Source organism: Roseateles oligotrophus, from assembly GCF_025717515.1.
GTDB classification, from domain to species: Bacteria; Pseudomonadota; Gammaproteobacteria; order Burkholderiales; family Burkholderiaceae_C; genus Paucibacter_A; species Paucibacter_A oligotrophus.
Genome location: NZ_JAJIRN010000004.1, coordinates 217,564 through 238,632, shown reverse-complemented (window position 1 = coordinate 238,632; position 21,069 = coordinate 217,564). Strand labels below are relative to the sequence as shown.

General features: G+C 64.4%; 13 protein-coding genes. 8 read left to right on the top strand and 5 right to left on the bottom strand.

Annotated features, from left to right (window positions below; translation table 11 throughout):
• Window positions 1-3 precede the first annotated feature (3 nt).
• The 4 genes from LNV07_RS10155 (at window position 4) to LNV07_RS10140 (ending at window position 3,011) form a co-directional block, all read left to right on the top strand.
• On the top strand, window positions 4-627 hold the full coding sequence (locus LNV07_RS10155) for an EcsC family protein (protein ID WP_263571047.1): 624 nt from the start codon (window positions 4-6) through the stop codon (window positions 625-627).
• A 31-nt stretch (window positions 628-658) separates the two neighbouring features.
• Window positions 659-1,150 (top strand): 3'-5' exonuclease, encoded by a 492-nt coding sequence (locus LNV07_RS10150; protein ID WP_263571046.1) that lies wholly within the window; start codon window positions 659-661, stop codon window positions 1,148-1,150.
• A 95-nt stretch (window positions 1,151-1,245) separates the two neighbouring features.
• Window positions 1,246-1,680 (top strand): universal stress protein, encoded by a 435-nt coding sequence (locus LNV07_RS10145; RefSeq protein WP_263571045.1) that lies wholly within the window; start codon window positions 1,246-1,248, stop codon window positions 1,678-1,680.
• The gene (locus LNV07_RS10140) at window positions 1,677-3,011 is read left to right on the top strand and encodes an NRAMP family divalent metal transporter (RefSeq protein ID WP_263571044.1); all 1,335 of its coding nucleotides are present in this window, start codon (window positions 1,677-1,679) and stop codon (window positions 3,009-3,011) included. Before LNV07_RS10145 ends, LNV07_RS10140 begins: the two co-directional genes overlap by 4 nt.
• Before the next feature lie 31 nt (window positions 3,012-3,042).
• Here the strand turns inward: LNV07_RS10140 and LNV07_RS10135 are convergent, their stop codons facing one another.
• Window positions 3,043-4,203: a response regulator gene (locus LNV07_RS10135; protein WP_263571043.1), complete on the bottom strand. Its 1,161-nt coding sequence runs from the start codon at window positions 4,201-4,203 to the stop codon at window positions 3,043-3,045.
• A gap of 284 nt (window positions 4,204-4,487) precedes the next feature.
• Here LNV07_RS10135 and LNV07_RS10130 point away from each other — a divergent pair, with 284 nt between their 5' ends.
• On the top strand, window positions 4,488-5,723 hold the full coding sequence (locus tag LNV07_RS10130) for a benzoate/H(+) symporter BenE family transporter (protein ID WP_263571042.1): 1,236 nt from the start codon (window positions 4,488-4,490) through the stop codon (window positions 5,721-5,723).
• Here the strand turns inward: LNV07_RS10130 and LNV07_RS10125 are convergent.
• The 3 genes from LNV07_RS10125 to LNV07_RS10115 are packed head-to-tail and all read right to left on the bottom strand — an operon-like array spanning window position 5,687 to window position 8,827.
• Window positions 5,687-7,099: an aminotransferase-like domain-containing protein gene (locus LNV07_RS10125; protein WP_263571041.1), complete on the bottom strand. Its 1,413-nt coding sequence runs from the start codon at window positions 7,097-7,099 to the stop codon at window positions 5,687-5,689. The two genes, LNV07_RS10130 and LNV07_RS10125, sit on opposite strands and share 37 nt — an antisense overlap.
• On the bottom strand, window positions 7,089-7,295 hold the full coding sequence (locus LNV07_RS10120) for a cysteine-rich CWC family protein (protein WP_263571040.1): 207 nt from the start codon (window positions 7,293-7,295) through the stop codon (window positions 7,089-7,091). The genes LNV07_RS10125 and LNV07_RS10120 overlap by 11 nt, the downstream gene beginning before the upstream one ends.
• Window positions 7,292-8,827, bottom strand: coding sequence for a malonate--CoA ligase (locus LNV07_RS10115; RefSeq protein ID WP_263571039.1), 1,536 nt, complete (start codon window positions 8,825-8,827; stop codon window positions 7,292-7,294). The genes LNV07_RS10120 and LNV07_RS10115 overlap by 4 nt, the downstream gene beginning before the upstream one ends.
• A gap of 115 nt (window positions 8,828-8,942) precedes the next feature.
• Here LNV07_RS10115 and LNV07_RS10110 point away from each other — a divergent pair, with 115 nt between their 5' ends.
• Both LNV07_RS10110 and LNV07_RS25445 read left to right on the top strand, forming a co-directional pair.
• Complete coding sequence (locus LNV07_RS10110; protein WP_263571038.1) at window positions 8,943-12,440, top strand: DEAD/DEAH box helicase; 3,498 nt, start codon at window positions 8,943-8,945, stop codon at window positions 12,438-12,440.
• Between the two features lie 159 nt (window positions 12,441-12,599).
• Entirely contained in the window at window positions 12,600-14,141 is a 1,542-nt protein-coding gene (locus tag LNV07_RS25445) for a methyl-accepting chemotaxis protein (RefSeq protein WP_318013711.1), read from the top strand.
• A 69-nt stretch (window positions 14,142-14,210) separates the two neighbouring features.
• On the opposite strand, the gene LNV07_RS10095 is transcribed toward LNV07_RS25445, so the two are convergent.
• Complete coding sequence (locus tag LNV07_RS10095) at window positions 14,211-14,726, bottom strand: response regulator (RefSeq protein ID WP_263571037.1); 516 nt, start codon at window positions 14,724-14,726, stop codon at window positions 14,211-14,213.
• Window positions 14,727-15,064: 338 nt separating this feature from the next.
• Between LNV07_RS10095 and uvrA the strand changes: the two genes are divergently transcribed.
• Window positions 15,065-20,734, top strand: coding sequence for an excinuclease ABC subunit UvrA (uvrA, locus tag LNV07_RS10090; protein ID WP_263571036.1), 5,670 nt, complete (start codon window positions 15,065-15,067; stop codon window positions 20,732-20,734).
• Window positions 20,735-21,069 lie beyond the last annotated feature (335 nt).

The following is a 21,069-nucleotide window of genomic DNA, read 5'->3' as shown; positions in this document are numbered from 1 at the left end:
GCCATGAACAAGAAGGAATTTCTGCCAATCGACCCGTCCAAGGATCAAATGCAGTCGCGGCTGTCGACCGCTTTGCTGACGCTGATAGGCACGGCGCCGGCGTCCAAGGCGCTGCCAAGTGCCAGCCCTTCGCTGGCCGCAATTGCCGCGCACAAGGCGGCCAGTGATGCCGCGTCCAAGGCCGCGATGGCCGCCGGTGCTTTCGCGCTGCCGCCCGGCCCCTTGGGTTGGCTGACGATATTGCCGGAGATGGCGGCGGTCTGGCATATCCAGTCGCAGTTGGTGGCCGACATCGCGGCCCTGTATGGCCGCTCGGCCCAGCTCGGTCAGGCGCAGATGATTTACTGCCTGTTCCGCCACACGGCGGCACAGGCGGTGCGCGACCTGGCGGTGCGTGTCGGCCAGCGGGTCTTGATCCGGCCCGCCACCACGGCGCTTTTGCAGCGCGTGGTCGGTGCGGTCGGCGCCAAGCTGAGCCAGCGCCTGCTGCAAAAAGGCGTGTCGCGCTGGGTGCCTGTCGTCGGCGCGGCGGCCGTCAGCGCCTATGCCTATTACGACACCCAGCAGGTCGCCAAGGCGGCGATCGAGTTGTTCGAACGCGAACTCATCATCGACAACCCTGCCTGAGCAGCACACCGGCGGCCCGTACACTTGGCCCATGACGCTGCCCACCATCCTCGATGTGGAAGCCTCGGGTTTTGGCCGAGGCAGTTATCCCATCGAGATCGGTTTTGTCGAGGCGGGCGGCACGGTGTTTTGCTGTTTGATCCAGCCCGAGCCCGACTGGCTGCATTGGGATGCATCGGCCGAGGCCTTGCACGGCATCACGCGCGAGATTCTGCAGCGCCATGGCAAACCGCCGCTGTGGGTGGCCGAACAGATCAACCGTCGCCTGGCCGGGCAAACCGTCTACTGCGATGCCTGGGCGCATGACTATCCTTGGCTGGCGCGGCTCTTCGATGTTTGCGACCTGAGCCCGAGTTTTCGCCTGGCCGATCTGCGCAGCCTGCTCAACGAGGCCGAGGCCGCACGCTGGGGCGGCGTGTTGGACCAGGTGCGTGCCGAGCAAAATTTGCGCCGCCACCGCGCCAGCAGCGATGCGATGGTTCTGCAACTGGCCTTGCAGCGTGTCAAGCAGGATGGGTCGTAACGATTTATTCGCGCGGAGTCGACGTTTGCCTTGATATTAAGCAAGGCGCCGACGGCGCTGCGGCTCGATCATGGCTGTTCTGCTTGGAGACTGCCATGTTCAAAAAAATCCTGCTCCCCACCGATGGCTCCGAAACGGCCCGGCGCGCGGCTCTTGTTGCGGCTGATATGGCCGGCCGCTACGGGGCCGCGCTGGAGATCGTCAGCGTCATCGATCCGCTGCCTTTTGTGTATTTTCCGGACGGCAGCACCGAGGCAATGGCCTTGTATCTGGAGGCGGCCGAGTCTGCGGCCAAGCTGGGGCTGGTCGCGGCCGAGGCCGCTGCCAAGGCGGCGGGGGTGGCATGCGTAAGCCATATCCTGCGCGAACATGGCCCGGCGCAGGCCATCACCGAACACGCGCTGAGCAGTGGCTGCGACTTGATCGTGATGGGCTCGCATGGCCGGCGCGGCCTCGATGCGGTCATCCTGGGCAGCGTCGCGCAGAAGGTCTTGACGCTCGCCAAAGTGCCGGTCTTGGTGGTGAAGTGAGGTCAAGGCGAGGGCTGCATCACGCCAGGCGGGAGGCTCCTCCGCACGCCGTCGCCCATCATCGGCGCGGCATCGCCCTAAGGTTTCAGCGCTTTCGCTCGGCCGGCGCCGGTGCGTTCGCCGCCTTCCTGGCGGTGCTCGGTCCGGGTCTGCTGGCCGGCCTGTCGGACGACGACCCGGCCGGTATCACCACCTACTCGGTCTTGGGTACGGACTTCGGCTATCGGCTCTTGTGGATCATTCCGGCCTCGACGATTTTGCTGGTGCAGTTCCATTTGCTGGCGGTGCGCATAGGCGCGGTCACCGGCCTGGGCTTTGTCGGCGTGATCCGCGAGCGTTGGGGCAAGGGCGCGGGCTACTTCGGGGCCTTGGGCCTGCTGTTCGCCAACTTCGGCACCATCTGCGCGGAATACGGCGGCATCTCGGCCGCCGGCTCTCTGATCGATATCCCCAACTGGATCAGCTCGCCCATCGCTGCGGTATTGATGTCGACCTTGGTGGTCTACGGCTCCTTCCACCGCGTCGAGCGGGTCTTGCTCCTGATCTCATCGACGCTGGCGCTCTACATCGTCGCGGGCATCCTGGCCGCACCGGATTGGGGTCAGGTCTTGCATAACTCCGTGATTCCCCATCTCCCGGACAGCCCGGCCGGCTGGGTGGTGATCGCCGCCACGCTGGGCACGACCTTGGCGCCTTGGGGTCTGGCCTTCATCCAGTCCTATGCGGTGGACAAAAAAGTCACGCTGGACAAGCTGCGCTGGGAACGCGTCGATGTGGTGGTGGGTTCACTGTTGACCGGCGTGATCGGCCTGGCGATTGCGGTGGCCTGTGCGGCCACCTTGAACCGGGCCGGCGTGCACATCAAGGACGCCAGCGACGCGGCCGCCGCCTTGGCGCCCTTGGCCGGCAACTTTGCGACCATCCTGTTCGGCGCCGGCCTGCTCGGCGCATCGCTGCTGGCGGCGGCCATCGTGCCCTTGGCGACCGCCTATTCGATCGCCGAAGGCATAGGCGCGCCCGCCTCGCTGGATCTGGACTCGCGCCATTTCCAGCTTTTCTACGCCGCCTTTGTCGGCCTGACGGTGGCGGCGGCCAGCGTGGTCGCCTTGCCGGGCCTGCCCTTGATTCCCTTGATCTACACCAGCCAGGTTGTCAACGCGGTGATGCTGCCGCTGCATGTCATCGCGCTGCAATTGCTGGTGCGTGACGAGCGGGTGATGGGGGCGGCGCGCAGCGGACCTTGGAGTGCGCTGGCGGCCTGGGTCAGCATCGGCTTGATCCTGGCTTGCGTGGCGGCGCTGGCCTTAAGTTGGCTAGGGTTGATTCACTAGACCATTCCGCCGACTTCAGGCGGCGATGCACCTATTCCAGTTGACCAAGTTGCTCGATCACCTGACCGAGGCGGCTCTCGGTCTCCCGGCCCTTGGCCAAGGATTGCATCACCGCCGTCATATAGGATTTGATCAGACCGCTGAGAAAGTCTTCTTGCTGCGTGGCCAGGCCGAGATGGATATAGCTGTCATCGACGTCTTTGGCGAGCGCCTCGAACAGCGACTGCACCTCGGCCGACTGCTCTTGGTTGCGGGCCGCGATATCGGCCAGCGCGATTCGGGTCATGCCGACCATATTGATCACGGTGGCATTCAGATCACGGACGGCGAGTTCGTTGTCCAGCGCCGCCACCTTGGTGCAAGCGCCCTCGACCAGCAAGGCGACGTTGTCGATCGCACGGCCATAGCGCTCGGACAGCTCCGGGTCCATATCGGCCGGACGTGTCATCGGCAGATCGCGCAGGAACAGAATGATGCTGCCGAAATTGAAGCTGGTGTGGGGGCCGAAAGGGCGGATGCGAGGGTCGGGTTTCTGCGCGGCCAGATGATCCAGAATGGACAGCTCAAGCGCCGTGCACGAGGTCTTGCTGTTGAGCGAAATCGACCCCGCCTTGCCCTGGATGCGGATGCAGCCGTCCAGGCGATAACGCTCGAACGACTCGAACAACTGGGCGGCAATGCCGGCGTAGTCGGAGCAAGCATTCAGCGCGCGTTGAAAGTCGAGCACGACGCCGACCTCGCCGACCATGTCGGCGCTGCTCATCACCGCATTGACCGCCTCGTTGAGCTGATTGCCGAGTTCGCGCTTGGAGGCCGAAACGGCCAGTTGCCGTTCGATCTTGGCGATCAATTCCGGCATTTCGAAGGGCTTGCAGACATAGTCATCGCCGCCAGCCGAGTAGCCCAGCAGTCGCTCTTCGATCGAGCTCAGCGCGGACAGGAAGATCACCGGCGTGCCGGCCGCGCCGGAGCTGCGCAGCTTGCGGCAGGTTTCGTAGCCGTCCATGCCAGGCATCATGCAGTCCAGCAGGATCAAGTCCGGCGGCGACGAGCTGTCGATGATCTCCAGCGCCTGCACTCCACCAGGCGCGGTCTTGATGTTGTACTGATCGCTCAGCAGCTCTTCCATCAAGATCAGAATGTCGGGCGAATCGTCAACGACCAATAGAGTGGGCAGGGCAGGTGCGTTCATTCGGGTTTTCGGCGTTGGGCTAAAGGCTGATCTGCTGAAACTGATTCGCAGGGCATTGATGCCACTGCTGACTGGCAATGGTAATCAGGCGTCGGTGCCAGCATAGCGCGGAAAAGGTCGCCGGCACAATGCCAGTTTGAGGCCTGGCAAGACCGCAATTGGGTCGAATCTGGAAAAAAACTGTGCTGCAGCACAGCGGCCCGTCGGGGGCGAGTGCGGCCATCTACTGAGCCTGTTGCCCTGCTCGGGCAAGGCTTAGTCTCGGGGCAGGACAGGAGCCCCCTATGAACCCAGCTACAACGACGAGGCCAGCCCCTTGGCTGCTTGCCCATTCCCCCGCCTTGATTAACGGCCTGATCGCCGTGTTGATCTCCTACGCTGGCCCTTTGGTGATCGTTTTGCAAGCCGCGCAGGCGGCGAATATGAGCAGCGCCCAGACCGCCTCATGGATCTGGGCCATCAGCATCGGCAGCGGCCTGTCGGGCCTGCTTTTGAGCTGGCGCTACCGGATGCCGGTGATCACCGCCTGGTCGACACCGGGCGCGGCGCTGCTCTTGGTCAGCCTACCCGGCCTGCCTTTTGCCGAAGCGGTCGGGGGCTTTATTTTGGCCAATCTGCTGATCGCCGCGCTGGCCTTCACCGGCTTGTTCGTGCGCTTGATGCAATGGCTGCCGAAGCCGCTCGCGGCGGCGATGTTGGCCGGCATTTTGTTGCGCTTCGGGCTCAATCTATTCACGGTGATGCAGAGCCAGCCGGGCTTGGTCTTGCTGATGTTTTTTAGCTATGTGTTGGCGCGCCGCTTGCAACCCCGCTATGCGGTGGCCTGGGTGTTGGCGGTCGGCCTGGCCTTTTGTGCCTTGAGCGGGCAGTTGCAACTGGGACAGCTGGCCTTGCAGTTGGCCGCTCCGCAGTGGACGACGCCAAGCTTCAGTCTCAATGCCTTGTTGAATCTCGGCCTGCCGCTGGCGCTGGTGACCTTGAGCGGCCAGCATGTGCCGGGCCTGGCGGTTCTGCGAAATGATGGCTATGCCCCGCCGGCCACCGCGCTGGTCGGTGGCACGGCGCTGATCTCGGTCTTGCTCGCACCTTTTGGCGCCCACGCGATCAACCCGGCAGCGATCACGGCCGCCATTTGCACCGGCCCGCAAACCCATGCCGACCCAGGCCGTCGCTTCATCGCCGGCCTGGCTTGCGGGGGGGGCTACTGTTTGATCGGCAGCTTCGGTGCGACGCTGGCGCTGCTGTTCGCTGCGCTGCCGCCGGCCTTGATCGCGGCCTTGGCGGGCCTGGCTCTGCTGGCCGCGATTGCCGGCGGCTTGAGCGGGGCGATGGTCGAGCCGGCACAGCGCGAGGCCGCCTTGGTGACCTTGCTGGCCACCGCTTCCGGCGTCTCAATGCTGGGTTTGTCGGCCGCCTTCTGGGGCCTGGCCTTTGGTTTGCTGACGCATGCCGTGATGAGTTGGCGCAGCCCGTCGGCCGGGCTTCAATCCAGCAAGTCGGCCAACCCGCTCAAGGCCTGATCGACCTGGGCGTCAAAGGGCCGGCCGATATTGATGCGCAGGCAGTGGCGGTGCCGGCCTTGGCTGGAAAATACCGTGCCGGGACTGAAGGCCAGGCCTTGCTGCAGCGCCAGTTTCAGCAGGGCGACGCTGTCAAGCTGGCGCGGCAGGCTCAGCCAGAGCAACATGCCGCCGCTTGGTGCCACCACATCCAGCCGCGTGCCGAAATAGCGGTGCAAGGCCTGCAAATAGCGGTCCGAACTTTCGGCCAACGCATGGCGGAGCCTGGCAATTTGTGCGTCATATTGGCCGTCGCGGATGAACTCGGCCAAGGCGCGCTGCATCAAGCCGCCGCCGCCCAGGCTGGCGCTTAGCTTGAGGCCGGTCAAGGCCTTGGCGTGGCGGGCGCTGAGGCACCAGCCGATCTGAAAGCTCGGCCCCAAGGTCTTGGACACCGAGGCGCAGTAGAGCACCCGATCTTGCTGGTCCCAGGCCTTCAAGGGGCGCGGCCGTTGCGGCCCGAAGTGCAGGTCGCCAAAAATGTCGTCCTCGATGATAGGTAAATCATGCGCGGCCGCGACCTTGAGCAAGCGGCGTTTGGCCGCGTCGGGCATCAGCGCGCCGGTCGGGTTTTGGAAATTGGGCGTGACCACCAGGCAACGGACATCCGGCCAGTCTTGCAGCGCTTGGTCCACCGCCTCGGGGCTGAGCCCGCCCTCGGCCGAGCAGGGCAGCTCGACCGGCAGCAGGCCCAGGCTGGCCAGGGTTTGATGCAGACCGAAGTAGACCGGGCTTTCCACCAGCACCTTGTCGCCCGGCTGGGTCAGGACACGCAGCGCCAGGCTGAGCGCCTCGCTGGCCCCTTGGGTGATGAGCAGGTCGCCGGGTTTGGCCGCCACATCAAGCGCCGCGAAGCGCTCGCACAAGGCCTCGCGCAGGCCCAAAACGCCGGCGACCGGCGCGCTCTCGGCCAAGAGCTCGGGTGAGCGTTTCAACAAGCGCGTCAACAGCCGCGCCATCGCCTCGGTCGGCAGCAGCTCGGTGGCCGGGCCGGCCATCTGCAGCGACACCGGCAGCGGCTGTTCGGCCAATTGCATCAGGCTCAGCATGCGCTCGCGCTGGTGGTGCAACTGCTGCAAATCGGGGCCTTGTGCCTTGGCCTTTTCCTCGGCCGGCTTTGCCGCCACGAAGAAGCCCGATTGCGCGCGCACCTGCACCAAGCCTAGGTCGAGCAGTGTCTCCAAGGCCCGCTTGGCGGTGGCCATGCTGACGGCGTGCGTGAGGCAAAGCTCGCGCAAAGAGGGCAGGCGCTCACCTGTCGACCATTCCCCCTTTTCTATCCCCAGGGTCAGGTCTTGCGCCAGCCTTTGGTAGCGCGTTGCGGGTCTACTTGGCATGGCCGGAGTTGGCTGTTTGCAAGGCCTTCAAGCAGGCAATGCACAGGCAACTGCTGTACTGGACGGCCAGGCTCTGGCGCAGCGCCGCGCTCAGATTGATATCGAAGCAGTCGCAGCGCGGCTCGGCCGCGCCGCAGTGAAAGGGCTCGCCGCAGCGAGGGCATTTGTCGTCAAGTGGCTGCTTGGCGGTCGTCATGGGAACAGTCCGGCGTGTTGCTCGCGCAGCTGATTTTTCTGCACCTTGCCCATCGCATTGCGCGGCAACTCGTCGACGATGAAGATCTGCTTGGGTACCTTGAAACCGGCGATTTGGCGCTTCAGCGTGGCGATCAGCGCCGCCCCGTCCAGGCTGCAGCCCGGCTTGGCCACCAGCACGGCGACGACGGCCTCGCCGAAGTCGGCATGCGGCACGCCTATCACCGCCGATTCGGCCACGCCCTCGAGTTCGTTCAAAAAGCCTTCGATCTCGGCCGGGTAGACATTGAAGCCGCCGGAGATGATCAGGTCCTTGCTGCGGCCGACGATGGTGACATAGCCATTGGCGTCGCGCTTGCCCACGTCGCCGGTCTTGAACCAGCCGTCTTCGGTGAACTCCTGCTTCGTCTTCTCCACCATGCGCCAGTAGCCACCAAACACATTCGGGCCGCGCACCTCGATGGCGCCGATCTCATCGACGGCACAGGGGCGGCCGGCTTCATTGTTGATGCGCAACTCGACGCCGGGCAGCGCCGGCCCGACGGTGCCGCCGACCCGGTCGCCGTCCAGCGCGCGGCAGGGGTTGGACGTCAGCATCAGCGTCTCGCTCATGCCGTAACGCTCCAGAATGATATGGCCGCTGCGCTGCTGCCAGTCGGTGAAGGTGTCGAGCAGCAGCGGTGCCGAGCCGCTGATGAAGAGCCGCATATGGGCGCAGGCGGCCGGAGTCAGCCCGGCCTCATTCAGCATTCGCACATACAGCGTGGGCACGCCCATGAAGACCGTCGCGTCGGCAAAGCGGCGTATCACCTCGCGCGGCTCGAACTTGGCGAACCAGATCATCTTGGCGCCGGCCAACAGCGCGCCATGCGAGGCGACGAAGAGGCCGTGCACATGAAAAATCGGTAGTGCGTGGATCAACACATCGTCGGCGCGCCAGCCCCACAAGTCCTTCAGCGTGCGGGCGTTGCTGAGCAGATTGCCATGGCTGAGCATTGCGCCCTTGCTGCGGCCGGTGGTGCCGCTGGTGTAGAGAATGGCGGCCAGGTCGTCGGCGTTTCGTTCGGCAATGTCATGCTCGTCGCTCATGTGGGCGGCGCGCTCGAGCAGGCTGCCGCTGCGGTCCTCATTCAGCGTGAATACATATTGCGTGCCGGCCAGAAAGGCCAGCTTGGAGGCCCAGCCAAAGTTGGCTCCGGCGCAGACCAGCATGGCCGGTTCGGCGTCTTTGATGAAGTAGTCCAGCTCCGCCGCCTGGTAGGCGGGGTTGAGCGGCAGGTAGACATAACCGGCCCGCAAGACGGCCAGGTAGAGCATCAAGGCCTCGACGCTCTTCTCGGTATGCGCGGCGACGCGGCTGCCCGCTGGCAGGTCCAGCGAAAGCAAGAGATTCGCCAGCATCGCGGTGCCGCGTTCGAGGTCGCGCCAGCTATAGCAGAGGGGCTGGCCAAGCGCGTCGGCGCACTCGATGGCCGTCGCGTCCAGATCGGCGGGAAAGGCGTCGCGCAGGGCGGCAAAGAGGTTGGCATTCATGGGTGAGGGCAGGCCTAACAAGCACGGATGAGGCGATTGTGACTTGCTGCACGGCTGCTGCGACCGCTCGCGTAAAGTGCAGCCTTTGTTGCGCGACCGTTGAGCGAGTATTTTGATGTCGACCGATTCCTTTGCCGCCAGTCTTTGGTTCAAACTGAGCGATTTGGCGAGTGGCTGCGATGGCGCCAGCTATGCGCGGGGTTTGTCGCTGTACCGCACTCAAAAGGTCTTGAGTCTGCAGATAGCACCGCTCAAGGGCGGCTGGTGGCAGGTCAGTGGCGAGGTGCAAGGCAGCCAGCGCTTGCCCTATGAACTGGGGATTGATGTCCGGCTCGGCCCCCGGGGGGCTTTGCTCGAGTGGCTCAGCGATTGCAGTTGCCCGGTGGGTTCGCAGTGCAAACATGGCGTCGCCTTGATGATCAAGGCGGGCTACCAAGGACTGCGCTTATTGGGCGAGTCGGCCAGGCCGGCGGCCGCGGCCATGACGCCGCAAGAGCTGGAAGCGGCACGCCAGGCGGAGCTGGCGCGTGTGCAAGAACGGGCCAGGCTTGAGGCCGAAGCGCAGCTCATGCGCTGGTTGATCGAGCTTGAACACAGTGCCAAGGGCGCGCCCGAGGCCCAGCCGATGCGCGGCTTGGCACGCTACTACTACAAACAGCCGGCGGTCGAGCGGGTCGAGCAATTCTTGTATCAGATCGAGCTGCACAGCCCCGGCCCGGTATTGCAAGTGGAGCTGCAAACCTCCTACATCAAGACCAATGGCGCTTGGGCCAAGCCCAAGAGCTTGAAGTACCCGCCCGAACAGGGCTTGCCCGCCTTTGAGCAAGCGAGTGAGACCGATCTTGAGTTGCTGCAATTGATGCGCGCGATGCCGCCCACTGCCAACACCTATTACTCCAGCTATGGCTACCAATGCAAGGCCAAGCCGGAGGGGAAACTCGGTCTGCTGATGCTGGAAAAAGCTGCCGGCACCGGGCGTTTGCTCGGCAACGATGGATTGGCCGCAGCGGCGATCCAATGGGGCGAGCCGATGGAGCTGGGCTGGGCCTGGCATGAGATCAGCGATGCCAAGCTGGGGCACAGCGCTTGGGCCTTGCGGCCGAAGTTTGCGAACAGCGAAGCCGCTCAGCTTTGCTTGAACAAGCCGATGCTGTACTTCGACCCGATCCGACGTCAATGTGGCGAAGTCTTGACGCAGGGGCTGAGCGCGGCCCAGGTGGCGGCGCTGCTCAAGGCGCCTGCCCTGCAGGCCGAGGCCTTGAAAAAGCACCAGGAAGCCTTGACGCAATGGCTAGGCGCCGTGCCCTTGCCGCCGGTTTTGGGGGTGATCGAGACCCTGCCCAGCGTCAGACCCACGGCCCATCTGCATTTGCGTCCGGTGGCGGAAAGCGAGCTCGCGACGGGTGGCCTGCTGGTGGCCAATTTGCAGTTCGACTACGCCGGGCAGCGAGGCAATTGGCATGGGCAGGCTGCCACGGCCTTGGTCGAGGTGCAGGGGAAACGCCTACGCATGCCGCGCGATTTGATGGCCGAGAATGCGGCCTTCGCCGCTCTGCGCCAGCTGGGTTTGGGACCCTCTGCCATCGAACTTGGCAGTTATGGCCTAGACGGCAGGCAGTCTCAGCAGCCTTGGCTGGACTGGGCCGAGGCCGACTTCGCGCCGCTGCGCGAGGCCGGCTTTGAGCTCACTCTGGACGAGCGTCTGAACGACTGGATTTCGCGTGCCGAAGGCCTCGATGTGCAGATGCGACCCTCGGGCGGCGAGCCGGATGACGAAGAGCAGGCCGCTGCCACCTCGCCCTGGTTTGATTTGTCGCTGGGCATGGAGATTGACGGCGCACGCCACAATATTCTGCCCATGCTGCCGGCGTTGATTGCGGCCTTGGCGGGCAGCCCGCTTGACCCCGTGACCGGTGCGCCGGACATCCCGGCCCATGTCTACCTGCCCCGGCCGCCGCCGCAAACCGGCTTCATCCGCCTGCCCACCGAGGCGCTCAAGCCTTGGCTGGCGGCGCTGCTGGAGTTGGTCGGCGACTTCGGTGGCGAGAGCTTGAAGATTTCCCGACTGGACGCCTTGCGCACCGTCGCTGGCCTGGGCGAGGGCGCGGTCTGGGCTGGCCTGGGATCTTTGCGCGAGTTGGTGCAGCGCCTGAGTGGGCGCGCCGAATTGCCCGAGGTGGCCGTGCCGGCGACGGTGCGGGCCAGCCTGCGCCCTTACCAACGCCAGGGCCTGAACTGGTTGCAATTCTTGCGTGAGCATGGTCTGGCGGGCATCTTGGCCGACGATATGGGGCTGGGCAAGACGCTGCAGACCCTGAGCCATATCCAGATCGAGAAAGACGCCGGCCGGCTGACGCGGCCGGCGCTGATCATTGCGCCGGTCAGCCTGATGGGCAATTGGCGGCGCGAGAGCGAGCGCTTTTGCCCCGATTTGCGCTGCCTGGTGATCCACGGCAAAGATCGCCACGAGGTGGCAGGCAGCATGGCCGAGCACGACATCGTGATCGCGCCCTACTCGCTCTTGCAGCGCGACAAGCAACGCTGGCTGGAGGCGCAGTGGCATCTGGTCGTGCTGGATGAGGCGCAGAACATCAAGAACGCCAGCACCCATGCCGCTCAGGTAGTGGGTCAGCTGCAGACCCGCCACCGGCTCTGCCTGTCGGGCACGCCGATGGAGAACCATCTGGGCGAAATCTGGAGCCTGTTCCACTTTCTGATGCCGGGTTTTCTGGGTAGCCAAAAGCGCTTCGGCGAGCTGTTCCGCACGCCGATTGAAAAACAAGGCGATAGCGAGCGCCTGCAGCAACTGCGCGCCCGCATCACGCCCTTCATGCTGCGCCGGACCAAGGCCTTGGTGGCGACCGAGTTGCCGCCCAAGGTTGAAACGATCGAACGCGTGGAGCTGGAGGGCAAGCAGGCTGATCTGTACGAAACAATTCGCTTGGGCATGGAGAAGACGGTGCGTGAGGCGCTGTCGGCCAAGGGCCTGGCCAAGTCGCAGATCACCATCCTGGATGCGTTGCTGAAGCTGCGTCAGGTTTGCTGCGATCCGCGTTTGCTGAAGCTGGCGGCGGCGCAAAAGGTCAAGACTTCGGCCAAGCTGGAGCAGCTGATGACGCTGCTGCCGGAGATGGTGGCCGAGGGGCGGCGCATTCTGCTGTTCTCGCAGTTCACCAGCATGCTGACGCTGATCGAGGCCGAGCTGAAGAAATTCGATATCGCTTGGGTCAAGCTGACCGGCCAAAGCCAAAATCGCGAGGCCTTGATCGAGCAGTTCACCAGCGGCGCGGTGCCGGTGTTTTTAATCAGCTTGAAGGCCGGCGGCGTGGGCCTGAACCTGCCGCAGGCCGACACCGTGATCCATTACGACCCCTGGTGGAATCCAGCGGTCGAAAATCAGGCCACCGACCGCGCCCACCGGATTGGCCAGACGCACACGGTGTTTGTCTACAAGCTGGTCGCGCAGGGCACGATTGAAGAGCGCATCCTGGCCTTGCAGGAGCGCAAGGCCGCGCTGGCCGACAGCATGTATAGCGGCTCCACCGGGCGCAAACAGCCCTTGTTTACCGAAAGCGACTTGGCCGAACTCCTGAAGCCGCTGAGCCGGTCTTGAATCGGGGCGGCCGGTTGTTCGGAAGAGACGACCGTTGTTCTCCCCAGTTATCGCCGCTTGCCCGCCTTGCCAGGCCCGCCATTCGTCCGGCATAGTCAGACGGATTGACTCAACTATCGATCCGCGTCATCAAGCGGACACAATAACCTGGAGACTGGCATGTCAAAGATGATGTTGGCGACGCGTTTGCGCGTGGCAGTTATGGCGGCCGTGGCGGGCTTTGTGCTGTTGATTCTGTGGTTGGGGCAAAGAGAAGCCGCCAGTTTGATGGCGGTCAAGATGGTGACCACGGTGGAGCAGGTCAAACGCGCGGAGAAGATCGCCAGCGGCTTCCACGACAAGGCCAAGTCGGGGGCGATGAGCGAGGCGGATGCCAAAGCAGCCGCCGCCGCTGAAATCGGCAAGATCCGCTACTCGGGCAGCGAGTACATCTGGATCAATGACATGGGCCCGCGCATGGTCATGCATCCGATCAAGCCGGAGCTTGATGGCAAGGACCTGACCGGCAATAAAGACCCCAAGGGCAAGGCCTTGTTCGTTGAGTTTGTGCAGGTCGTCAAGGCCAGCGGTTCAGGCTATGTCGACTATCTCTGGGCCAAGCCAGGCTCCACCGATCCGGTGCCCAAGCGTTCCTTCGTGATGGGTTTTTCCCCTTGGGGTTGGGTGTTGGGTTCGGGTGTTTATATCGACGATGTCGAAGCGATTGCCAGTGGCGATGCGCGTTTTGGCCTGGTGGCGGTCATTCTGGTGGGCGCGCTGGCCATGTTTGCGGTGGAGGTCTTTGTGCGCAATTTGCGCCGTCGCTTGGCCGCCATGCAGGGCGTGATGCAGTCGGTCGCCGATGGTGATCTGCGCGCCAATATCGAGGTCGGTCAACGGGACGAAATCGGCCTGGTGATGGAGCAGGTGGTGGCCATGCAGGAGCGCCTGAGCGAGTTGGTGCTGGCGATTCGCGGCGCTACCGATTCCATCGGTCATGCGTCCAGCGAGGTGGCGTTGGGCAGTCAGGATCTGTCCATGCGCACCGAGCAGGCGGCGTCGAGCCTGCAGGAGACGGCCGCCTCAATGCAGGGGCTGACGGAGCAGGTCAAGCACACGGCGCAAGCCGCACGCCAAACCAATCAATTGGCCGACACGGCCGCCGATCGCGCCCGCGACGGCGCGGCGGTGATGAGCGAGGTGGTCGGCACGATGGAAGGCATCTCGGTCGCCAGCCGCAAGATTTCGGACATCATTTCCGTCATCGACGGCGTGGCTTTCCAGACCAATATCCTGGCCTTGAATGCCGCCGTGGAGGCGGCCCGCGCCGGCGAGCAAGGGCGCGGCTTTGCGGTCGTGGCCAGCGAGGTGCGCAGCCTGGCGGGCCGTTCGGCCGAGGCGGCCAAGGAGATCAAGACGCTGATCATGGACTCGGTCGAGCGCGTCAATGCCGGCACCAGCCAAGTCAGCCGGGCCGGTGCGTCAATGGATGAAATCCTCGGTGCGGTGCAGCGCGTCACCACCACCGTCAACGAGATCAGCCAGGCCAGCGCCGGGCAGTCCGACGGTATTGCGCAGATCAATCAGGCGGTCACGCAGCTGGACAGCATGACGCAGCAGAACGCCGCGCTGGTCGAAGAAACCGCGGCCGCGGCCGAGTCCTTGAAACAACAGGCGCAGGGCCTGAATGACACGGTTGCGGTGTTCAGGACCAAGCGGTGAGAGGCTGAAAAAGGGCTTGATCTGGCCCGCAATTGCCAGCTGTGAATATTCACCCGTGGCGCCGGCGCGTCAGGATTTAAGACCGGGCAGCGCTAGCCAGCGGCCCAGGCGACTGCGCAAGGCGGCAAAGTCCAGCGGCTTGGTCAGGTGCTCGTCCATGCCGGCGGCCATGCTGGCGGCGATATCGCTTTCCAGCGCATGAGCCGTCAAGGCCAAAATGGGGAAGGCCGGCAATTTGCCAGCACGCTGCAACTCACGCAGTTGGCGGGTGCATTCGAGCCCGTCCATACCGGGCATTTGAATGTCCATCAAAACCAGATCTGGCGGGCTGGCTTGGGCGGCAGCCAAGGCTTCGAGGCCGTTTTTGGCGAGGCGAGTGCGCAGGCCCATCACGGCCAGGAACTCCAGTGCCACCACTTGGTTGATTTGATTGTCTTCAACCAGCAGCACCACCGGCGGCTCCATATTCGCGAGCAGCTTGGCGCTATCGCTGTCGCTGTCCGGGGCGGTGGCATCGCCTGAATTCCGAGCGGACATGCGCAACCAGTTGGCCGCGACGGCGCTCTTGAAACTGATTGTTTCCATCTTCCCTCCCTCCCTCTCTGTGCAGGCTGCTTGCCTTTGGCGCTCTTTGTGGCGCCTGGTTCTCTGATGCCCAATGCCGGGCCTTGAATTTTGAACTGACTTGGCGCTGGTCGGCATTGTTGCCTTGGAATGACTGTCTCGCAATGGGACGTTTCGGACATCTGCGTCCGAGGCCTGCCCCCCCCGAAATCGGGGGCTTGACCCGCCTGCATCCTTGTCAATCGACTTTGAACTTGCCCGGGCGCGAGTATTTCTTGCGCATCAAGGGCCTACTGACAGGTTTGGGCGACAAGGCTTCCTAGAATGTCCGCTCCCAGCGCAGCAGCAGGCAACACCCCATGTCAGAAGGCACCATCCGCATCCGCGGCGCCCGTCAACACAATCTGAAGAACCTCGATCTGGATCTGCACACGGGGGAGTTGACCGTCGTCACCGGCCCCAGCGGCTCGGGCAAATCCAGTCTGGTCTTTGACACCCTTTATGCCGAGGGGCAGCGCCGCTATGTCGAGACCTTCTCGGCCTATGCGCGCCAGTTCCTCGACCGTATGGACAGACCGGCGGTCGACCGGGTCGACGGCGTGCCGCCGGCGATCGCGATCGACCAGACCAACCCGGTGCGCACCTCACGCTCCACGGTCGGCACGATGACCGAGCTGAACGATCACCTCAAGCTGCTGTTTGCCCGCGCGGCCGAGCTGTTCGACAAGAAAACCGCGCAGCCGGTGCGTCATGACACGGCGCAGACGGTCTATCTGGAGCTGCTTGAACGTACGCGCATTTTGGATCCAAGAATCGTCTTGACCTTTCCGGTCGAGTTGCCGGCAACGACCAGCTCGGACGAGGTCACGCAGTGGCTGTCGGCCAGCGGTTTCACCAAGGTGCAGGCCGAGCGTGAGGTGGCCTCCATCACGGGCCCGCGCAAGCTGCTCGACGTGGTGGCGGACAGGTTCCGTTTGCAAGGCACCGACAAGCAGCGGGCGATGGAGGCGATCGAGTTGTGCCTGAAGCGCGGCAGCGGGCGTATGAATGTGTATGTGCTGCCGGCAGAAGAAGGTGTAGACGCCGAACTTTGGCGTTACTCCACCGGCCTGCATTGCCCGGAAAGTGATCTGCGCTATCAGGAGCCGCAGCCGCCGCTGTTCTCCTTCAACTCGGCGATGGGTGCTTGCGAGACCTGCCGGGGCTTCGGGCGAGTGATCGGGGTTGACCTAGGCCTGGTGATCCCGGACGGCAAGAAGACGCTGCGCAATGGCGCGATCAAGACGCTGTCGACGCCGGCCTGGAAAGACAGCCAGGACGACCTGCTCAAGTACGCCGCCGACGCCGGCATCCCGCGCGACACCTCCTGGAATCAGCTCTCGTCGGCGCAACAAGACTGGGTCATCAACGGCTCGCCGAACTGGACCGGCAACTGGAGCAAGCAGTGGTACGGCGTCAAGCGCTTCTTCGAGTATCTGGAGAGCAAGGCCTACAAGATGCATATCCGTGTGCTCTTGTCCAAGTACCGCAGCTACACCACCTGCGGCACTTGCGACGGCGCACGGCTGAAGACCGAATCGCTGCTCTGGCGCGTTGGCAGCAAGGAACTGGCCGACTCTCTGTTGCCGCCGACAAAGCGCTTGATGCCCAAAGGCGTGGACTGGACCCGCGAACAACTGGAGGCCTTGCCGGGACTGGCCCTGCACGACCTGATGCAGCTGCCTATCCACCGGCTGCGCAGCTTCCTCGATCAGTTGCAGCTGCCCAGCACGCTCTTGGATGACGCGCTGAAGCTGCTGCTGGAGGAGATCCGCAACCGGCTCAAATACCTCTGCGATGTCGGCATCGGGTATTTGACGCTGGACCGCCAGAGCCGCACGCTCAGCGGCGGCGAGGTGCAGCGCATCAACCTGACGACGGCGCTCGGCACCTCGCTGGTCAACACCCTGTTTGTGCTGGACGAGCCCAGCATCGGCCTGCACCCGCGCGATATGGGCCGCATCGTGCAGGCGATGCAGCGCCTGCGCGACGCCGGCAACACCTTGGTCGTCGTCGAGCATGACCCGGCGGTGATGCTGGCGGCCGACCGTCTGATCGATATGGGGCCGGGGCCGGGTGAGCGCGGCGGTCAGATCGTTTTCGACGGTACGCCCGAGAGCATCCGTGCCGCCGACACCTTGACCGGCGCCTATATGGGCGCGCGCAAGCTGGTCGGCATGGGGGTGAAGCGCCCGGTCGAAGCCAGCACGCCCAAGTTGATCATTGAAGGCGTGCGTGAGCACAATCTGCGCAATCTGACCATCGAGTTCCCGCTGCAGCGCATGGTGGTCGTGACCGGCGTGTCCGGCTCGGGCAAGAGCACGCTGATGCAAGACGTTCTGTATCCGGCCTTGGCGCGCCATTTTGGCCAGCAGACCGAGACACCGGGCCAGCATGAGTCCCTGCTCGGCGCCGACTGGTTGGCCGATGCGGTGTTCGTTGACCAGTCGCCGATCGGCAAGACCGCGCGCTCGAATCCGGCCTCCTATGTCGGCGCGTTTGACGAGCTGCGCAAGCTGTTTGCGGCCGCGCCGATGTCGGCCGAGCGCAGCTATACGGCCGGCATGTTCAGCTTCAATGCCGGCGACGGCCGTTGCGCGACCTGCGGCGGCTCGGGCTTCGAGCATGTCGAGATGCAGTTCTTGTCCGACGTCTATCTGCGCTGCCCCGATTGCGATGGCCGGCGCTACCGGGCCGAGATGCTGGACGTTAAGCTCGAAAGAGCCGAGCGCAGCATGAGTGTGGCCGACGTGCTTGAATTGACCGTTAGCGAAGCGGTGCGCCTGTTCAGCAGCGACCGCGAAGTGCTCGCCAAGCTGCAGCCCATCGTCGATGTGGGGCTGGAATATGTGAAGCTGGGCCAGCCGGTGCCGACGCTGTCGGGCGGCGAGGCGCAGCGGCTGAAGCTGGCCGGCTTCTTGGCCGAAGCGGCCAGCAAGCCGCGCCAGGCGCTGGCCAAAAAAGGCACGCTCTTCATGTTCGACGAGCCGACCACCGGCTTGCACTTTGATGACATCGCCAAGCTGATGCGGGCGATGCGCAAGTTGCTGACCATCGGCCATTCGCTGATCCTGATCGAGCACAACCTCGACGTGATCCGCGCGGCCGATTGGCTGATCGACCTCGGCCCCGAGGGCGGCGAGGGCGGCGGTGAGCTGGTCTGCGTCGGCACGCCCGAGCAGGTCAAGGAGCACCTTACATCGCATACCGCGCTGGCGCTGCGCGAGTACTCGGCCCATATGGACAGGCCGGCGGTCGCCATCGAGCACAAGGTCGAAGAGGGCATGCCGCTGCAGAGCTTGATTCGAGCCCGCCGCGCCCGCGCCAAGGGTGAGGAGGCGATCCAGATCGTCAATGCGCGTGAGCACAATCTGCAGTCGGTCAATGTGTCGATACCGCGCGGCAAATTCAATGTGATCACCGGCGTGTCGGGCTCGGGCAAGTCAACGCTGGCCTTCGACATTCTGTTCAACGAGGGGCAGCGCCGCTATCTGGAGTCGTTGAATGCCTATGCGCGCTCCATCGTGCAGCCGGCCGGCCGGCCCGAGGTCGATGCGGTCTGGGGCATTCCGCCGACGGTCGCCATCGAGCAGCGCCTTAGCCGCGGCGGGCGCAAGAGCACGGTGGCCACCACCACCGAGGTCTGGCATTTTCTGCGCCTGCTGTATGTGAAGTTAGGCGTCCAGCATTGCATGCATGACGGCACGCCGGTGCGGCCGCAAAGCGTCGAGTCGATTGCGGCGCAACTGCTGCGCGATCACAAGGGTCAGCATGTCGGCCTCTTGGCGCCGCTGGTGATGAATCGCAAGGGTCTCTACACCGACCTGGCCAAATGGGCGAAGACGCGCGGCTACACGCATCTGCGCGTGGACGGCGAGTTCATCGCCACCGCGCCCTGGCCGCGCCTGGATCGCTTCAAGGAACACACGCTGGAGTTGCCGGTTGGTGATCTTGTCATCTCGGCCGACAAGGAAGCCGAGCTGCGCGAGATCTTGGCCAAGGCGCTGGACCTGGGCAAGGGCGTGCTGCATCTGCTGACGCCGCTGGACGGCCTGCACAAGGCAATCGCCGAGGCGCATTCGACGCTGGGTATTGGCACGGTCAAGGTCTTCAGCACCAAGCGCGCCTGCCCGACCTGCGGCACCAGCTATGCGGAGCTGGATCCGCGCATGTTCAGCTACAACAGCAAGCATGGCTGGTGCACGGGCTGCGTGGGCACGGGTCTGGCCTTGACGCGTGAGCAGCGCAAGGCGCTGGATGATTCCATTCAGGACGACAAGGGCGGCCGCGAGCAGAGCTTTGCCGGCCAAGAGGTCGAGATCGAAGGCCTGGCCGACCAGCCCTGCGGCGAATGCCACGGTGCGCGGCTCAACCCCTCGGCGCGGGCGGTGACCTTTGAGGAGCAGGCCATCAGCACGGTGGCGTCCTGGAGCGTCAAGGACGCGCGCATCTGGGTCGATGGTTTGACGCTGTTGGGGCGTGACGCCGAGATCGCACGGGATGTGGTCAGCGAGATCAAGGGTCGGCTGGAGTTTCTTGAAGAAGTTGGCCTCGGCTATCTGACGCTGGACCGCGCCGCACCGACGCTGTCGGGCGGCGAGGCGCAGCGCATCCGCCTGGCCGCGCAGTTAGGCTCCAACCTGCAAGGCGTTTGCTATGTCTTGGATGAGCCGACGATTGGCCTGCACCCGCGAGATAACCAGATTCTGTTGAAGGCGCTCGGGCGCTTGAGCGATCTGGGCAACACGCTGGTCGTGGTCGAACATGACGAGGACACGATACGCCGCGCCGACCACATCATCGACATCGGCCCCGGCGCCGGCAAGCGCGGCGGTCATGTGGTGGCTCAAGGGTCGGCGGCCGATCTGGCGTTGCAGCCGGACTCCGTCACCGGGCGCTTTCTGTCCAAGCCGCTGATCCACCCTTTGCAGCCGCGCCGCGAGATGCTGGCCGATGCGCCGCGCTTGCGCGTGCTGGATGCGACGCTGCACAATCTGCAGCATGTGACGCTGGATGTGCCGCTGCACCGCCTGGTCGCGGTGACCGGCGTGTCGGGCTCGGGCAAGTCGACCCTGGCCCGCGATGTGTTGCTGGCGAACATGGCGCAGGCCGTGCCGTTGCGCAAGGCACCGGCACATTGGATCGGTTGCGCCGGCATTGAGGGTCATGAGTTGGTCGACCGGGTCTTGGAAGTTGATCAGACGCCGATCGGCAAGACGCCGCGCAGCTGCCCTGCGACTTACATCGGCTTCTGGGACGCGATCCGCAAGCTCTTTGCCGACACCTTGGAGAGCCGCGCGCGCGGCTACGCAGCGAATCGCTTCAGCTTCAATACCGGCGAAGGTCGCTGCCCCGGCTGCGAGGGTCAGGGCATGCGCACCATCGAGATGAGCTTTTTGCCCGATGTCAAAGTGCTTTGCGACCAATGCCACGGCCAGCGCTTCAACCCGGAGACCTTGGGCGTTAGCTGGCGGGGCAAGAGCATTGGCGATGTGTTGGCGATGGAGGTCGATGAGGCCGCGCCCTTCTTCGCCGCGATGCCGGCGATTGGCCATCCGCTCAAGTTGATGCAAGACGTGGGTCTGGGTTATCTGACCCTGGGTCAACCGTCGCCGACGCTGTCCGGCGGCGAGGCGCAGCGGATGAAGCTGGTCAGCGAGTTGGTCAAGGTGCGTGACGAGGTCGGGCGGCGCGGCCAGAAGGCACCGCACACGCTCTACGTCTTGGACGAGCCGACGGTGGGCCTGCATATGGCCGATGTCGAGCGCCTGATCCGCGTGCTGCACCGGCTGGTGGCGGGCGGGCATTCGGTCGTCGTGATCGAGCATGACCTCGACGTGATCGCCGAAGCCGACTGGGTCATCGACCTGGGCCCTGACGGCGGCACGGCCGGTGGCGGGGTGGTGGTGGAGGGGACGCCCGAAGCGGTGGTGGCAGCGGGCTCGCACACGGGGGTGGCCTTGCGGCCGGTGCTGGCCCGAGGCGCATGAAGTTCGCGTTATGCCAGGCTAGCCTCGGCAGACTGCCGCTCATCCGCACTGTGCTGCCTTCGAGAAGCGCTTGATGGGTCTAATTGGCCGATCAATCCGATTCGCGCTGGCCAGTCGTCGCGGCACCGGTCAGCAAAAAATGGGTGAGCGCCAAACGGCGGCAGGGTGCCCGTTGCTGTCGCCCATCTGGGCATACCCAGTCATTGCACTTTGACGCTAGGAGTCTGCGCGGCAGAAGGATCGGCGGCTGCGAACCGACCGCAGCCGTCCATTCGGCACCGTCTTTTTGCCCCATAGCCGGGCTATGGGGCTGCAAATCCGGCACCAACTGTCCT

Bases quoted from the DNA above. Each gene is read 5' to 3' on its own strand.
- LNV07_RS10155 (WP_263571047.1), top strand. From the start codon at position 4: ATGAACAAGAAGGAATTTCTGCCAATCGACCCGTCCAAGGATCAAATG.
- LNV07_RS10150 (WP_263571046.1), top strand. From the start codon at position 659: ATGACGCTGCCCACCATCCTCGATGTGGAAGCCTCGGGTTTTGGCCGA.
- LNV07_RS10145 (WP_263571045.1), top strand. From the start codon at position 1,246: ATGTTCAAAAAAATCCTGCTCCCCACCGATGGCTCCGAAACGGCCCGG.
- LNV07_RS10135 (WP_263571043.1), bottom strand. From the start codon at position 4,203: ATGAACGCACCTGCCCTGCCCACTCTATTGGTCGTTGACGATTCGCCC.
- LNV07_RS10130 (WP_263571042.1), top strand. From the start codon at position 4,488: ATGAACCCAGCTACAACGACGAGGCCAGCCCCTTGGCTGCTTGCCCAT.
- LNV07_RS10125 (WP_263571041.1), bottom strand. From the start codon at position 7,099: ATGCCAAGTAGACCCGCAACGCGCTACCAAAGGCTGGCGCAAGACCTG.
- LNV07_RS10120 (WP_263571040.1), bottom strand. From the start codon at position 7,295: ATGACGACCGCCAAGCAGCCACTTGACGACAAATGCCCTCGCTGCGGC.
- LNV07_RS10115 (WP_263571039.1), bottom strand. From the start codon at position 8,827: ATGAATGCCAACCTCTTTGCCGCCCTGCGCGACGCCTTTCCCGCCGAT.
- LNV07_RS10110 (WP_263571038.1), top strand. From the start codon at position 8,943: ATGTCGACCGATTCCTTTGCCGCCAGTCTTTGGTTCAAACTGAGCGAT.
- LNV07_RS25445 (WP_318013711.1), top strand. From the start codon at position 12,600: ATGTCAAAGATGATGTTGGCGACGCGTTTGCGCGTGGCAGTTATGGCG.
- LNV07_RS10095 (WP_263571037.1), bottom strand. From the start codon at position 14,726: ATGGAAACAATCAGTTTCAAGAGCGCCGTCGCGGCCAACTGGTTGCGC.
- uvrA (WP_263571036.1), top strand. From the start codon at position 15,065: ATGTCAGAAGGCACCATCCGCATCCGCGGCGCCCGTCAACACAATCTG.